This is a genomic window from Solimicrobium silvestre (assembly GCF_002976435.1).
Classification (GTDB): domain Bacteria; phylum Pseudomonadota; class Gammaproteobacteria; order Burkholderiales; family Burkholderiaceae_D; genus Solimicrobium; species Solimicrobium silvestre.
Map to the genome: position 1 here is coordinate 281,540 of NZ_PUGF01000001.1, position 14,815 is coordinate 296,354.

16 protein-coding genes are annotated in these 14,815 nt (G+C 45.2%); 13 read left to right on the top strand and 3 right to left on the bottom strand.

Translation table 11 applies throughout. From position 1 onward, the window contains the following. The gene (locus tag S2091_RS01225; protein ID WP_105529952.1) at positions 1–1,194 is read right to left on the bottom strand and encodes an efflux RND transporter periplasmic adaptor subunit; all 1,194 of its coding nucleotides are present in this window, start codon (positions 1,192–1,194) and stop codon (positions 1–3) included. Positions 1,195–1,468: 274 nt separating this feature from the next. On the opposite strand from S2091_RS01225, the gene pilV reads away from it, so the two are divergent. From pilV to S2091_RS01285, 12 genes are all read left to right on the top strand, one after another. After that, positions 1,469–2,056 carry a type IV pilus modification protein PilV gene (gene pilV / locus S2091_RS01230; protein WP_105529953.1) on the top strand — a complete coding sequence of 196 codons (588 nt, stop codon included), beginning with the start codon at positions 1,469–1,471 and terminating at the stop codon, positions 2,054–2,056. A 3-nt stretch (positions 2,057–2,059) separates the two neighbouring features. Further along, positions 2,060–3,001 (top strand): PilW family protein, encoded by a 942-nt coding sequence (locus tag S2091_RS01235; protein WP_105529954.1) that lies wholly within the window; start codon positions 2,060–2,062, stop codon positions 2,999–3,001. 77 nt (positions 3,002–3,078) lie between these two features. Then, positions 3,079–3,456: a GxxExxY protein gene (locus S2091_RS01240; RefSeq protein WP_105529955.1), complete on the top strand. Its 378-nt coding sequence runs from the start codon at positions 3,079–3,081 to the stop codon at positions 3,454–3,456. Continuing rightward, on the top strand, positions 3,456–4,097 hold the full coding sequence (locus tag S2091_RS01245; RefSeq protein WP_105529956.1) for a pilus assembly PilX family protein: 642 nt from the start codon (positions 3,456–3,458) through the stop codon (positions 4,095–4,097). Before S2091_RS01240 ends, S2091_RS01245 begins: the two co-directional genes overlap by 1 nt. A gap of 27 nt (positions 4,098–4,124) precedes the next feature. Continuing rightward, the gene (locus S2091_RS01250; RefSeq protein ID WP_105529957.1) at positions 4,125–6,212 is read left to right on the top strand and encodes a pilus assembly protein; all 2,088 of its coding nucleotides are present in this window, start codon (positions 4,125–4,127) and stop codon (positions 6,210–6,212) included. 97 nt (positions 6,213–6,309) lie between these two features. Next, on the top strand, positions 6,310–6,774 hold the full coding sequence (locus tag S2091_RS01255) for a type IV pilin protein (RefSeq protein WP_105530180.1): 465 nt from the start codon (positions 6,310–6,312) through the stop codon (positions 6,772–6,774). 4 nt (positions 6,775–6,778) lie between these two features. After that, positions 6,779–7,303 carry a GspH/FimT family pseudopilin gene (locus S2091_RS01260; RefSeq protein WP_105530181.1) on the top strand — a complete coding sequence of 175 codons (525 nt, stop codon included), beginning with the start codon at positions 6,779–6,781 and terminating at the stop codon, positions 7,301–7,303. A 105-nt stretch (positions 7,304–7,408) separates the two neighbouring features. After that, positions 7,409–8,515: a bifunctional diaminohydroxyphosphoribosylaminopyrimidine deaminase/5-amino-6-(5-phosphoribosylamino)uracil reductase RibD gene (ribD, locus tag S2091_RS01265; RefSeq protein ID WP_105529958.1), complete on the top strand. Its 1,107-nt coding sequence runs from the start codon at positions 7,409–7,411 to the stop codon at positions 8,513–8,515. Positions 8,516–8,536: 21 nt separating this feature from the next. Further along, positions 8,537–9,154 carry a riboflavin synthase gene (locus S2091_RS01270; RefSeq protein ID WP_105529959.1) on the top strand — a complete coding sequence of 206 codons (618 nt, stop codon included), beginning with the start codon at positions 8,537–8,539 and terminating at the stop codon, positions 9,152–9,154. A 66-nt stretch (positions 9,155–9,220) separates the two neighbouring features. After that, positions 9,221–9,499 carry a type II toxin-antitoxin system ParD family antitoxin gene (locus S2091_RS01275; protein WP_105529960.1) on the top strand — a complete coding sequence of 93 codons (279 nt, stop codon included), beginning with the start codon at positions 9,221–9,223 and terminating at the stop codon, positions 9,497–9,499. Further along, positions 9,499–9,759, top strand: coding sequence for a type II toxin-antitoxin system RelE/ParE family toxin (locus tag S2091_RS01280; protein ID WP_105529961.1), 261 nt, complete (start codon positions 9,499–9,501; stop codon positions 9,757–9,759). The genes S2091_RS01275 and S2091_RS01280 overlap by 1 nt, the downstream gene beginning before the upstream one ends. 429 nt (positions 9,760–10,188) lie before the next feature. Then, complete coding sequence (locus S2091_RS01285) at positions 10,189–12,540, top strand: YgiQ family radical SAM protein (RefSeq protein ID WP_105529962.1); 2,352 nt, start codon at positions 10,189–10,191, stop codon at positions 12,538–12,540. Between the two features lie 73 nt (positions 12,541–12,613). On the opposite strand, the gene S2091_RS24620 is transcribed toward S2091_RS01285, so the two are convergent. Continuing rightward, positions 12,614–13,036 carry a pilin gene (locus tag S2091_RS24620; RefSeq protein WP_105529963.1) on the bottom strand — a complete coding sequence of 141 codons (423 nt, stop codon included), beginning with the start codon at positions 13,034–13,036 and terminating at the stop codon, positions 12,614–12,616. Between the two features lie 324 nt (positions 13,037–13,360). Beyond that, entirely contained in the window at positions 13,361–13,759 is a 399-nt protein-coding gene (locus tag S2091_RS01295) for a diacylglycerol kinase (RefSeq protein ID WP_105529964.1), read from the bottom strand. Positions 13,760–14,006: 247 nt separating this feature from the next. Between S2091_RS01295 and S2091_RS01300 the strand changes: the two genes are divergently transcribed. Then, entirely contained in the window at positions 14,007–14,789 is a 783-nt protein-coding gene (locus tag S2091_RS01300; protein WP_105529965.1) for an IclR family transcriptional regulator, read from the top strand. Positions 14,790–14,815 lie beyond the last annotated feature (26 nt).

Here is a 14,815-nt window from a genome sequence, read left to right on the forward strand (position 1 = left end):
TTATCCTTTGCTGCCGGAACTGGCTTTGTGTTCTGGCAAACTCACCTTGCTGCCCGGCTTAACCATATTCAGCTGGGAAATAATGACTTGCTCACCGACGGTTAAGCCATCCTTGACTTCGGCATAGCCTTCATCGTCATTCCGCAAACCCAATTTTACGGTTTGCGCTACCACCCGATTTTGTTCAATTTTATAAACGGTAGTTACGCCATTGAGCTGATGTACTGCAATCAGCGGCACGATGCTAGTTTTGCTGGTTTTTTGCAAACTCAGCTGGCCTTTGGCAAACATCCCACCGCGTAACGCACCGTCACGATTATTCACTTCAACGTAGACCATAAAGGATCGCGTGCCGTTTTCAACATTGGGATTGATACGCACTACATTTCCGACAAATTCACGCCCAGCAAAACCATCTACAGAAAAACTTACTGTTTGCCCAATTTTCACTCGTGGAATTTCACTGGCAGGCACTTGCGCTTCCAAATTTAATTTAGTCAAATTGACGAGCGAAAACAACGGCGTATCCGGCGACACTTTTTCGCCTGCTTGCACCAGCCGTTTACTGATAACGCCCTGCATCGGCGCATGCACCACCGTATCCGCCAAGGCTAAACGAGCCACTTCACGTTGTGAAATGGTTGACTTCAAATTAGCTTGCGCCAATTCCAGCGCGTTTTCCGAGGTATCAAACGCGTTTTGCGAGATGTAATTTTGTTTGAATAAAGCGTAACTTGATTCACGGTTCTTTTTAGCCAAAACCAACTTCGTGTTGGACTCTTCCACCGCCGCTTCTTGCGTCTCCAGTCGCGCTGACAAATCGGCATTATCAAAGCGCGCCAACACTTGCCCCTCAATCACACTATCGCCTTCTTGCACCGTAGTTTCGCTCACTACAGCCGTCACTTTTGACTTCACGGTAATATTATTTTGCGGAATCAAGCTGCCGGAAATCGGTAAATTGACATGCAATTCACGCGCCGCAATCGTCGCCACATCGGTATCGGCCAACTCAAACACGACCGCCTCTTTTTTATCAGCAGGCTTAGGTAATTCTGTTTCCGCCGTGCTGTGCCTAAACAGCCAAATTCCAACAATGACGGCAATTAATACGGCACCTGCGACTATCCAACGCCATTGGATACGATGTGGTGAGGGAAGTGAAGTTGGCAATTGCCCTGGTTCTGGTCTCATAGCTAGTCTTTTAATGTTTTTATATATTTAATTACCGAAAAAGATAAGGTTACGTTTTTGCACACCTTACCCTTCATCGCTGCTTTCAAATCACGCCAGCCTCAGACTTGCCGTGTGGAAAAAAGTTCGTATAAAACTGAATTGGTTCAAAAATAAGAGCAAAAGCGATAGCTATGTTAACTATTAGACAAATATTAATAATTTAGCTATACTGTGCGATTGTAAAAAATAAATTATTAAAAACAATTTATTTATACCGTGAGGTTTACTGCAAATGAATCCCGCTACATTTCACCGCCATCTTAATACGCTTAGTGCCCCCTCAGACACCGGTTTCACCATCATCGAGATACTCATTTCGGTGTTGGTTTTAACCATCGGAATTCTGGGGGCCATCAAATTGCAATTAAGCTCTATGCAAACGACACAACAATCTAATTTTAATAGTGTTGCGGTCAAATTAGCGAGCGAAATGGCCGATAAAATGCGCGGCAATCATGTGCAAATGCAACAATCAGACAATGCTTTTCTTAAAGTTGATTTCAACTCCAGCGACGGCGCACCAGCTACCGCTAGCATGTGTTACGGAAAAACTGAATGCTCGCCAGATCAATTAGCGGCGGCAGATATTTCTGAATGGCTAAATCAACTTAACAACGCCCTACCCGGCGCACGCGCCTTGATTTGCCGCGACAGTTCACCTTGGAGTAGCGGCGCAAATAGTCTTACTTGGAACTGCGCTGCTGGCTCAGGAAATAATGTCAGCATTGTCATCAAACTAGGCTGGGCAGAAAAAAACGGGGCTTCCACCTCCGCTGCCACCAATTTACCACCGCGTTTGGCAATCGCTGTTAATCCCTAGCCCATGCCAATTAACCAGCCACGTCATCATAGCCACCATCAACTAGGCCTAACTCTGGTGGAATTAATGATCGCAATCACCTTGGGACTTTTTGTGATACTCGCCGTGACTGGTTTAGTTTTTGCCAGCAAATCCAGCTATTCAATACAAACTGACGCTGCCATCATGCAAGACACCGCCACAGTTGCACTCAGCAATATTGCTCGCTCAGTTAAACAGGCTGGCTATGTCAATTGGGATAAAGAAGATGCGCCATTTATGATTACTGACGAAATGAGTCCCAATATTTCAGGTTTAGATGGCACGAGCTTACACGCGACCAGTGCTGGAATAAAAGATCTCGTCAGCAGCCCGGCCAATACCAACTCTAGCGATGTCTTAGCTGTGCGTTTTTTTGGGTCAGGTACCGCCTTTGCCGCAGACAACACCATGCTCAACTGCGCCGGTTTTGGCGTAAAAACTCCCGCACACGACAAAGTCGATGCGAGCCGTGGCTGGAGTATTTATTACGTGGCAAACGACGCCGGCGGTGAACCTGAATTACGTTGTAAATATTCAGGTAAAAAATCATTTTCATCCACAGCCATTGCTCGAGGTATTGAATCTTTTCAGGTGCTGTATGGCATAGACATCACAGGCGATGGCATTGCCAACAAATTCTTAAGTGCTACAGAAGTCGACGGACTTGACTCAAACATTGCAGCGCAAGACTTAAAGAAAAAAACCAACTGGAAAAAAGTTACAGCAATCAAAGTCGCATTACTGCTACACGGTACTGAACAGTCACGCACAGATCAATCCAACATCGTGCATTACCTGTTCGGCAAAGAATATACCGGCAGTGGTAATGATAAAGGAACTGAAATTAACGAAAATAGCCTTTCTCCCGGACGTTTGCGCACAGTTTATAGCACAACCATTCAACTCCGAAATTCGCTTAATTAACAAAGTCATTAAGTACTAAGTAGTGCCCATCAACATCGAACACATACTTTTCAACCAATCTATTTAAGGAGAAAAAAATGGATAACGAAGTTTGGTACAAACTGGAATGTTTGCAAATACAGCGTGCAGTATTTAACGTGTACAAAAATATGGGGCGCGGCCATCAGGTAACTGATTACAAAGCCAGCTTAATTGACGAATTTTCAAAACTCGGTATTCCTTTTACAGAACAGCCGCAGCCCAACCACTGTCAGCTCGAAAAATTCAACGAACCCTACTCCCCCCACTTCATTTGCCATGGAATCATTGCGGTAAAAATCAAAGTTTTACCTGCCACGCATCATGAACACAAAACACGTATCGGCAACTATCTTAAAGCTTCAAAAACCCGGTTAGGGATACTTGCCAATTTTGGTTGTCATCCGAGAGCAACGGTAGAAAAATTTGCGCTCTGATGCTTTCCCCCGCTCATCATCATTGCAAACATAGTATTACCAGCTTCCATCACCAGCGCGGCGCATCGTTAATTGTTTCGCTGGTGATGTTGTTGGTGCTGTTAATGCTAGGCATATCTCTCGCCAACATCGCGTTAATGGGTGAAAAAGCAGCACGCAACGATCGTGACCGGCAAATAGCTATGCAAGCAGCTGAAGCCGCCTTAACCGATGCTGAAATGGATATTGAAAACTCTTCCCGCAGCGTGATTTTCTCACCGGATTCCAGCGAAGGTTTTACCGATCTGTGCGGAAAAGGTGATTCCAACATTTATCAAGGCTTGTGTACTTACAACGGCGACAGGAAAACCGCAGCATGGCTAACCGCTGATATTGCCAATACCAGCGGAACAGCCGCATCGGTTAAATATGGCCGGTTTACCGGAAAAACCATGCCGAGTGGAGCTGGCCCTTTTCCAAATAAACTACCGCGCTATCTAATTGAATTAATGATGGACACCGCCCCGGGGCAGGAAGTCAAGGCAGCTTATATTTATCGCATTAGCGCTGTGGGATTTGGTACCAATAGCAGCACTCAAGTGGTGGTGCAATCGTTTTATCGTAAAGCTGACAGCGTGCCAGCTGCGGCTTCGCAAAATTGAGCCGCATGAGTACGCAAAGGAATTACTGTGAAGTTTAAAAATTTACTGAGTAGCATCGCATTGCTAACGCCCTTATTTACATCCGCAGCAACGCCCGAAGTGGACCTGGCTAAAATACCGCTATGCGGTATCGGAACAATTTCCGGCGTTACACCAAGCTCTCCCAAAATCACAGATAATCCATTTGCCTATCAATCGGGATTTGATGCTTCAACATGGTCAGGAAAACTCAGAAAACTAACTATTAAACTAGATGACGATGGCGGTGTAGTAATTACTACTCCAAATGATCCTGTCTGGGATGCGGGCACTCTGCTGAATACACAGATAACCCGCTCTATTTTTACCATCAATTCCGCGAACAAGACGATGGTGTCGTTTGAATTCCACAATCTGGCTCCAGATGTTCAAGCGCTATTTAATCTGACTCCCGATACAACAGCTGTTGATAATTTAGGAGTGCAGCGGGTTAGTTATTTGCGCGGAGTACGCGAAAAAGAACATGCCACAACCAAACTCGACAAACCGTTATTCAGGGTGCGTAACAGTGTGCTGGGCGATATTATTAATAGCTCCCCTGTGTACGTTGCAGCTCCGGCCAGAAACATCATAGGCTCCGGTTACCAGGCATTTTACGATCAAAACAAAAGCCGCAGCAGAGTCGTATATGTTGGCGCTAATGACGGGATGCTGCATGCTTTTCACGCTGATACTGGAACAGAATTATTCGCCTACATTCCCAGCCCATTATTAAAAAAACTGCCTTTACTGACTGATCCGAACTACGCCCATGTTGCATTTATGGACGGCAACATTACCGTTTCGGAAGCACAACTATCTGGCACTTGGAAAACCGTATTAGCCGCTGGCATGGGTGCCGGACACAAAGGTGTTTTTGCGCTGGACGTAACTAATCCCGGCGACTTTAAGGCTGGCTTAGGTGAACTTTTTGAATTTACCGATGACGATGACTCAGACATTGGCTACATCACCTCGGCACCGTTAATCGCCAAAATTCGCACAAGTAAAAATAATAATGGCAGCTTTAATTATAAAAACTATCTAGTGACTGCGAGCGGTTACAACGCCAACACAACTGACGGCTACGGCGACGGTTATTTATTTTTATTATCGCTAGACAAAGATAAAAACACCGCTTGGCAAGAAAAAGTGAATTACTACAAAATCAAAGCCCCAAATACCAATGAATTCATTGCCAATGCGCTAGCCGCACCAGGTTTAGCTCTCCATAGCGATGGCTCAGCAATTTATGCTTATGCCGGCGATTTAAAGGGCAATCTGTGGCGCTTTGATTTTACTGGAGGAGCAGGATCAAAAAAAGAAGCAACTGCTGTTTTTACCGCGAAAGACCATTTCGGCAAACCGCAAAGTATTACCGCTCAACCTGTAATTGCCTTTGCACCCGGTGGCGGTTATCTGATTTTATTTGGCACGGGTAAATATGTGGAGAATGCTGATACCACTCCAGCCAATTTCACGCCGAATAGTTTTTATGCGGTGCGCGATAGCACAGATAACAAGGACATCACCACAGGAGGACGTAACGATTTAGCCAAGCGCACACTGGCAGTTGCATCAATCAATGGAGTGAGTGGCTACACAATTACTGGCGATGATTTTTCTTACGGAACGGCTAGCGGAACAAAAAAAGGTTGGTACGTCGATTTCCTGAAAGCCGAGGATACAGGGGAACTCAGTATTACCCCAGCCTTGCTGGTGTCAGGAAAACTCTTCTTCAACACTCTTATCCCCGGTGCCAATATTTGTGAACCCGGTTTCGGTGCCACTTATACCTTAGATATATTGACCGGAAAAGCATCACAAGCCGAGCGGATCACTGGATTAAAGTCGCAAATAGGATTGCTAAGTATCCCCGTTTTAATTTTCACAGATAACCTGACCGATGACCGCGATGCCCTTGGGCGACGCAACAACACTACTAACTATTCCGTGCTTAATTTTGGTACAGGCGGTGTTGAGGGTTCTTCTGAAGTGAGTGAAACCGGCAATTTTACAGCGAAAGCAGGAAGACTGAGCTGGCGAGAAATCCAGAATTGGCAAGAACTCCAAGAAGCAATTTTAAATAAAAAATAATGGCGCAGATCGAGGCAATAAGATTGAGATGGAGTTACTCCAGATTCTGATTGCCACTAACAAATCATCGATTAATGTTGTAGAGGATAATAACATTATGTTCACTGAAAAACATCACAACTTTCGGCGCGGATTTACGCTCATGGAACTGATAATTACAATCTCCATTATCGCTATCATTGCCGCGTTGGCGTATCCGTCTTATCAAGATTCGGTACGTAAAACCCGACGCGCCGAAGCCAAGACTGCGTTGTATTCCATCATGCAGCAACAAGAACGTTTTTATATGCAACGCAATACCTACAGCGCATTTTCCTCTACAACCTCTAATAATCCATTTAAATGGTGGTCCGGCGAAAGAGCCGCCGATAGTTTTTACGAACTAAAAGCCGAGGCCTGTACGGGAAAGAATCTCAACGAATGCGTTTTACTGACCGCCATCCCCGGCACTGAAAACGTGATGAGTAGTTTTACTGATCCGGTGTGCGGCAATTTGACGCTCAACAGTGCTAATCAAAAATCCTACTCCATCAGTACCGACGCTAACTCTTTATGTTGGTAATCGTATGAAAATTTCCATTGTTAAACAAAATGGTTTTTCTTTAGTAGAAGTCATGTTCACACTAACCATTGCGGTAATAGTAATCGGCATTGGTGCGCCAAGCTTTAATGACTTTATCCAGCAAACACGTTTAATACTCGCCACCAATTCACTGCACAGCGCCATCAACCTGACCCGATCAGAAGCAATTAAACGCAATGGTCGAGTGGATTTGGTCTCAATTAATGGTAATTGGAAAAATGGTTGGGAAATAAAGAGCGCAAATACCATCATCAGCACCCATGAAGCACTTCATCCCACCATTAGCATCAGCTCCGGCTTCTTCGATAACAGCACACAATATATTGCTTACAACGGCACAGGCCGCACCCGTACCAACGTGAGCAGCAAGCAGCCACAAGCCGGCACCATTTCAATCAAAGTCAATAAGTCGGTACGACGGATTAAGATTGATTTTTTAGGACGAGCCAGAGTGTGTAATCCAGCGGAGGAAAAGCTCACTTGCACAACTGGGCCAAATGAAAAATAGCGGATTGATGTTACCAACAATCTAACTGCACCTAAGCTAGGCCTAAGTTAAACCAGTTTAATTACGGTAAAATCTCTCATCTTCATCGAATCAGAGAATCTCAGCGTGGACATTTTATCGGATCAGCAAGCCATGCAAATCGCTCTGGAATGGGCAGAAAAAGGCTTAAATACCACAACGCCAAATCCCAGAGTCGGTTGTGTCATAGTAAAAAACCAGCAAATTATTGGGGCCGGCTTTACCCAACCTGCTGGTCAGGCGCATGCCGAAGTGCAGGCTTTACGTAACGCTACAGCTAACGGGTACGATGTGCGCAGTGCTACTGCGTACGTTACTTTAGAACCGTGCAGTCATTTTGGCCGTACTCCGCCCTGTGCCGATGCATTGGTAAATGCAGGCTTAAAACGCGTTGTTGCGGCAATTCTTGATCCAAATCCCCAAGTTGCTGGCCGTGGTTTAGAACGGATTCGAGCAGCGGGCATTGACGTGGAGTGTCCCGTATTAGAAGACGCCGCGCACGAAATGAATATCGGTTTTTTTAAGCGCATGCAAACTGGCAAGCCTTGGGTGCGCATGAAGGCCGCTGCCAGTTTAGATGGAAAAACAGCGTTGCACAATAATCAAAGTCAATGGATTACCGGCGCTGAAGCACGCGCCGACGGTCATCATTGGCGCGCGCGCGCCTGCGCCATTTTGACTGGCATTGGCACTTTGCTAGAAGATAATCCGCAACTCACTGTGCGCGCGTTTCCGGTAACACGACAGCCATTACGCATCATCGTCGACAGCAAACTGCAAACACCAACATCCGCCAAAGCACTAAATTACGCTGATTCAAGTGGCGCATTAATTGTGTATGCAGTACCAAATCCCGAACAACAGGCGCGGCTGATCGCCGCCGGAGCAGAGTTACTATATTTACCGAATGCGCATGGCAAAGTCGATTTACCAGCACTGATGCTGGAATTAGGTCGAAGAGAGATCAATGAATTGCACATTGAAGCCGGCTCCAAATTAAACGGCTCGTTAATCCGCGAAGGCTGCGTCGATGAATTGCTGCTATATTTAGCACCCAGTTTATTAGGCGACGCACGCGGCTTGTTTGACTTACCAGCATTAGACGACCTTACTCAACAAACCCGATTACGTTTTCGCCAGATTCAACAAATTGGCGAGGACTTACGCGTCCTTGCCCGCTTTTACCCGTCCTAATTTTTCATAAGGCTTACCACCATGTTTACCGGAATCGTCGCCGCTGTCGGCACTATTAACACCGTAACTCCTTTATCTACACAAACTGACTCAGGTCTGCGCTTGAGTATTGACGCTGGCGCATTAGCCATGAGCGATGTTATTTTGGGTGATTCAATCGCAATCAATGGCGCTTGCATGACCGTCGTCAGCAAAACAGAGCAGCAATTTTGCATCGATATCTCCCGCGAGAGTTTAAATTTAACATCAGGATTAGATCAGCCCGGCCCGGTTAATCTGGAAAAAGCATTAACTTTGGCCGACCGGATCGGAGGCCATTTAGTGTCCGGTCATGTTGATGGGTTGGGTACGGTCACCACATTCAAACAGGTAAATGAATCGTTTGAATTAGTTATCGCAGCACCAAAAAATTTAGCTAAATATCTGGCTTACAAAGGGTCTATCGTAGTAAACGGCGTTTCATTAACCGTCAACCGGGTGCAAGATCTTGCAGAATGCTGCGAATTTTCGATCAACCTGATTCCGCATACTCTGCAAGTGACGACCTTAAAGCACTTGCAAGTTGGCGCTAAAGTCAATCTGGAGATTGATTTGATTGCACGTTATGTCGAGCGGATGATGAGTGTGGATGCGGGGTAAGTACATAAATACACTATTTCTTATGGCATACTATGCCAATTAAGCTATTTAGCCTGAGAGGTTTTCATGCCAACAAGAAATATTGTACTCACCGATCATCAGGCCCGCTTTGTTGAACAACTAGTTACGTCTGGTAGTTATCAAAACGCAAGCGAAGTGCTGCGTGAAGGATTACGGCTAGTCGAGCGGCGTGAAGTTGAAAATAACATGAAGCTGCTTGCCCTGCGTGAAGCCGCCCGAATTGGCATCGCGGACATTGAAGCCGGTGCTTCTTGCCTTTTTAATTCGCCCTCTGAACTTGAACAGCATCTGGCTAAATTGGCTTCTGAAGTGCTTAAATCGTAGTGGCAGATAATCACTGGGCGGTTCGCCTTTCTGCTGCAGCCGAATCGGATATTCGCCAAATAGTACTCTGGTCACGAGATCACTTTGGCATAGATCAAGCGAATATTTACGTCAACACGATCACATTGGCGCCAAAAAAATTAAATGCTGGCCCCACAATCATCGGCACCAAAGAGCGTAGCGACATCGGCACAATTTATGGACACTTCATATTGCCCGAAATAAACGCAAAGGCCGGCATTTTATTTTATTTCGAATAAACAACGATCAATGGCGAAATATCATCGATGTGCTTCGGCTATTGCATACCAGCATGGACTTAGAACGGCATTTATCACCTAAATAATGGCCACTATAAAAGCAAAAATCACGTATCAAATTGAATTAAATGAAGTAAAAAGATTTACTCCCTATTTTTTATGATTCTCAAGGTATCCAATGGCTTTATCATTGATAAAAATACCATTTTTTGACAGTATGTAATAAGCCAAAAATAAATATTAGAACATAGATAGATATTTGCAAAATAATACCAAAGATACTAAGTTGTAAAAAAATAAAATATAACGCCTAAAATTTAAGCAACTCCATAACCAACGCAACATCCAAAAACAGCGTATACTACCGCCTTACAGAATCTGCACCCGCCGCAGAATTGCCACTCTACCTGCTACTCGCGCCCCCACGTCATGACCGCACCTGAAAATCTATTCTCTTATCCTGCCTATCGTGAAAAAACGGCTAAACCTGCGCCTTTTTTACCGATGTCGCGTGCCGAAATGGAGGTGCTGGGATGGGATAGTTGCGATGTGATTTTAGTGACTGGCGACGCCTACATCGATCATCCGAGTTTTGGGATGGCGTTAGTCGGACGTTTATTGGAGTCGCACGGCTTCCGGGTCGGTATTATCAGCCAGCCGGACTGGCGCTCGGTCGACGCGTTCCGCACGCTGGGTAAACCTAATTTGTACTTCGGCATTACCGCCGGCAATATGGATTCGATGGTCAACCGCTACACAGCGGACCGCAAAATCCGTTCCGATGACGCCTATACACCGCACGGTGAAGCCGGTAAACGCCCAGACCGCGCGGTAATGGTATACGGCCAAAAAGTACGCGAAGCTTATCCGGGTGTCACCGTCGTTGCCGGTAGTATTGAAGCTAGTTTGCGCCGCATTGCGCATTACGACTATTGGTCAGACACTGTTAAACGTTCCATTTTGCTGGATTGCAAAGCCGATATTCTCTTGTTTGGCAATGCCGAACGCGCCTTGTTATCGCTCACTCATCGCATGGCAGCCGGTGAAAAAGTCAGCACCATCCGCGACTTGCGCGGTAGCGCTTTTATCGTCCCAAGCGGCTGGAAGCCAAACGCAGACTGGATCGAAACCAACTCTGTCAAAGTCGATACCCCGGGCAAAATCGAAGAACATATCGACCCGTATATGATGACCGGCGTTGAGTCTAACGAAACTTGCGCCACCACATCGAGCAACGCCGCCAGCGCTGCAGAAATCGAAGCGGCAACAATCAAACCGATCAAAATAGTTAGCCGCGAAGAACGTCTGGCCAATAGCATTGCGATCCGTGAAAAAACCGTATTACGTCTGCCATCCTACGACGAAGTTAAAGATAACCCAGTGCTGTACGCACATACTTCACGCGTATTCCATCTGGACTCCAATCCAGGCAACGCTCGCGCCTTGGTACAAGGACATGGTAACCGTGATGTATGGATGAACCCGCCGCCGTTACCGCTGGCGATGGATGAGATGGATGGCGTATACGACATGGCGTATGCCCGTGCTCCGCACCCAAGTTATGGCAATGCTAAAATTCCTGCCTGGGACATGATCCGCTTCTCCGTCAACATCATGCGCGGCTGCTTTGGCGGTTGCACTTTCTGCTCGATCACCGAGCACGAAGGACGGATTATTCAAAGCCGTTCTGAGCCGTCGATCTTAAAAGAAATTGAAGAAATTCGCGATAAAGTCAAAGGCTTTACCGGCGTTATTTCTGATTTAGGTGGCCCGACTGCGAATATGTATCGCTTGGCCTGCAAAGAAAAAAGCATTGAAGAATCATGCCGCCGCCTGTCCTGCGTCTACCCGAGCATTTGCAGCAACTTAGGTACGGATCACAGCAAACTAATTTCGCTGTACCGTAAAGCACGCGCACTGCCCGGCATCAAAAAGATTTTGATCAGCTCCGGTCTGCGTTACGACTTGGCTGTTAAATCGCCAGAATATGTCAAAGAATTAGTCACGCATCACGTAGGCGGTTTGCTCAAAATCGCACCGGAACATTCCGAAGCTGGACCATTATCCAAGATGATGAAACCGGGCATGGGCGCGTATGATGAATTCAAAGCCATGTTTGAAAAGTATTCAAAAGAAGCTGGCAAACAGCAATATTTAATTCCGTATTTCATCGCCGCCCATCCTGGCACGACCGATGACGACATGCTAAACCTTGCGCTCTGGCTCAAGAAAAATAACTTCAAGCTCGATCAGGTTCAAACCTTTATGCCAACGCCGATGGCGCTAGCTACCGCCATGTACCATAGCCGTAAAAACCCGCTGAAAAAAGTAACTGAAGATTCTGAAGTGGTGGAAACAGTACGCACCGGCCGCATCCGCCGTCTGCATAAAGCTCTGCTGCGTTATCATGATCAAGACAACTGGCCTATCATCCGTGAAGCCTTGGTACGTATGGGGCGACGCGATTTAATCGGCAGTGGCGATAAGCATTTGGTACCATCCGAACATTCACCATTGGCGGTTAAATTGGCGGCAGTAAAACGTCACCAGAAACCGATGGTGATGAATAGTGCTAAGAATGGTGCAGACCCAAGGTTTGCAACTGGAGCGCCGTTAAGCAATAAAAGCGCAAAAGTAAATCGGCATGAAGGGAGCAATAAAGTTGCCGGCAAAAGTAGCGTAGCTGTGAAGAGTACTGCTCGCCCTAGCCAACCTGCTCGCAAGCCAACGGCACAAATATCGGCTGTAAAACGTGCCGCCAGCAAAATTAGTGGGCGCTAAAAATAATTTTGCGATTTAATGAACGTTAAAAAAACACGAAAATTTCGTGTTTTTTTTACTTCAAACTAAAGAATCAACAAAGTTTTGGTACCGCTGAAGCACAGGTTCCTTTAACCACCCAAGCTGCCACACCATCTTCCTCTACTTTGGACTCCAATATATAAGTTGGAGGTTCAGTTTGCCCGAGCTTTGTAGCTGCCGTTGCCGTTATTAATCCATCTTTTACTTTCAAACTACCCACGTGACCAGTAGTTGCTGAAGTAATCTCATTTGGAATACCATTTTTTCCGGAATCACAACCTGTATTAATTCCTAAATCTGCAATACACAACACCACTCCTAATTTATGTGGTGCGGTTGCAGAAATGACCTCTGTAAACTTAGCCTTATTCATATAGTTTTGATATTGCGGAACCGCTACCGCCGCCAAAATACCAATAATAGCGATGACAATCATTAATTCAATTAAGGTGAAGCCTTGTTGTGATGCCTTCATGTGTAACTCCTGTTTCAATGCAATGATTAAAGAATACTGACTTACTTAATCAAACTACCTTCTGACAAAGCTGCTTACATTTAGCTAGGCTCAGGTTTAATTGATAAATTAATAATTAAGTAGTATTTAGTCATTTAAAATGAAACATAGTTCATGGACTTGTAAATAATATTATTAAATTCAGTGATTATTTACATAAAACTAGTGGCCTAGAAAATTTGTTCTCGGGGTAAACGCAATAAAAAAGCACGGCGAACCGTGCTTTTTTATTGTTTTCTTAGCTGTAGCTTGCTCTTACTTTTTCACCGCATTTATCTACACCATTTAACTAAACCGCTCATACAAAACCACTGACCATGTTGCCACAGCAATAAACACGGCTAAGAAAACCGCTGCACTACCAAAATCTTTAGCGTTTTTAGATAAGGTATGACGCTCTAAAGAAACCCGATCCACCACGGCTTCTATTGCTGAATTGATTAATTCCACGATCAGAATAAAAAGCAGCACCACAATTAACATTAACTTTTGGTATGCGGAAATAGGTAAGAACAACGCAACAACAATACCTATGGTGACCAACACTAATTCCTGACGGAAAGAATGCTCTTGTTTCCATGCAGATTTAAAACCATCAATGGAATAAAAGAACGCCGAAAAAATCCGTTTTAAACCACTTTTACTTTTGAATTCACTAATCGGCTGTGGGTCGTGTTCTGACATGCTTATACTTTCGTTTTTTAGTAATTACTGAATACTGTCTATTATTGCTTGAATTCATTACGGCAACATGTTGCCGTGTTTCTGCGGCTTATATAGATGAGGCAAATAATAAGGGCAAAAAGAGACAAGGAAGTTACAACCTAGCTAGTCATGGTAATAAATTTTACGGAATACAGCGTATTTCCACCCTATTTTTCACATGGTGAGATAAAATAAATGCCGCATCGCACCAACCACATCGTGAAAAATGAATTCCAGCACTCCTGTTACCGATCCCAGCAAAACCTCCATTCAAGTCATTGAAAGAATGGTGTCCTTGCTTAATGCTTTAGCTAAATATCCTGACCCTGTCAGTTTAAAAGAATTATCCAAAGTAACTGGCTTGCACCCTTCAACTGCGCACCGCATTTTAAATGATATGGTGCTGACGCGTTTTGTTGATCGTTCGGAGCCAGGCACGTATCGGCTGGGAATGCGTTTATTAGAACTGGGCAACGTAGTTAAAAGCCGCTTAAACGTACGCGAAGCGGCAATTGAAGCAATGCGCTCGTTACATCGCCAAACTCATCAAACGGTCAATTTATCAGTACGCCAAGGCGATGAGATTGTTTATATTGACCGCGCATTTTCCGAGCGTTCCGGTATGCAGGTTGTACGCGCAATTGGTGGTCGTGCACCGCTACATTTAACGTCAACCGGTAAATTATTTTTATCCGTCGATGAACCCAAAGCTATACGTGCTTATGCCACACGTACAGGCTTAGCTGGACACAATCGCAATTCAATTACTGATTTAAGCAAGCTGGAACACGAATTATTGCAAGTCAGATTGCTAGGCTACGCACGCGATAATGAAGAGTTGGAGTTAGGCGTTCGCTGTATGGCAGCAGGAATTATGGATGATAGCGGCAAGTTGATCGCCGGCTTATCCATATCAGCTCCGGCAGATCGTTTGATGGAAGACTGGCTGGATCCTTTAATTGCTACTGCAAAACAGATTTCGGCAACCCTGGGATATGAGCTAATTTGATAAAAACTAGCGTGAGCACAAAATGT

What these genes read in the sequence shown, in the direction of transcription:
- S2091_RS24620 (WP_105529963.1), bottom strand. Translation starts at nt 13,036, where the DNA reads ATGAAGGCATCACAACAAGGCTTCACCTTAATTGAATTAATGATTGTC.
- S2091_RS01285 (WP_105529962.1), top strand. Translation starts at nt 10,189, where the DNA reads ATGACCGCACCTGAAAATCTATTCTCTTATCCTGCCTATCGTGAAAAA.
- S2091_RS01260 (WP_105530181.1), top strand. Translation starts at nt 6,779, where the DNA reads ATGAAAATTTCCATTGTTAAACAAAATGGTTTTTCTTTAGTAGAAGTC.
- pilV (WP_105529953.1), top strand. Translation starts at nt 1,469, where the DNA reads ATGAATCCCGCTACATTTCACCGCCATCTTAATACGCTTAGTGCCCCC.
- S2091_RS01245 (WP_105529956.1), top strand. Translation starts at nt 3,456, where the DNA reads ATGCTTTCCCCCGCTCATCATCATTGCAAACATAGTATTACCAGCTTC.
- S2091_RS01255 (WP_105530180.1), top strand. Translation starts at nt 6,310, where the DNA reads ATGTTCACTGAAAAACATCACAACTTTCGGCGCGGATTTACGCTCATG.
- S2091_RS01300 (WP_105529965.1), top strand. Translation starts at nt 14,007, where the DNA reads ATGAATTCCAGCACTCCTGTTACCGATCCCAGCAAAACCTCCATTCAA.
- S2091_RS01270 (WP_105529959.1), top strand. Translation starts at nt 8,537, where the DNA reads ATGTTTACCGGAATCGTCGCCGCTGTCGGCACTATTAACACCGTAACT.
- S2091_RS01240 (WP_105529955.1), top strand. Translation starts at nt 3,079, where the DNA reads ATGGATAACGAAGTTTGGTACAAACTGGAATGTTTGCAAATACAGCGT.
- S2091_RS01275 (WP_105529960.1), top strand. Translation starts at nt 9,221, where the DNA reads ATGCCAACAAGAAATATTGTACTCACCGATCATCAGGCCCGCTTTGTT.
- S2091_RS01235 (WP_105529954.1), top strand. Translation starts at nt 2,060, where the DNA reads ATGCCAATTAACCAGCCACGTCATCATAGCCACCATCAACTAGGCCTA.
- S2091_RS01295 (WP_105529964.1), bottom strand. Translation starts at nt 13,759, where the DNA reads ATGTCAGAACACGACCCACAGCCGATTAGTGAATTCAAAAGTAAAAGT.
- S2091_RS01225 (WP_105529952.1), bottom strand. Translation starts at nt 1,194, where the DNA reads ATGAGACCAGAACCAGGGCAATTGCCAACTTCACTTCCCTCACCACAT.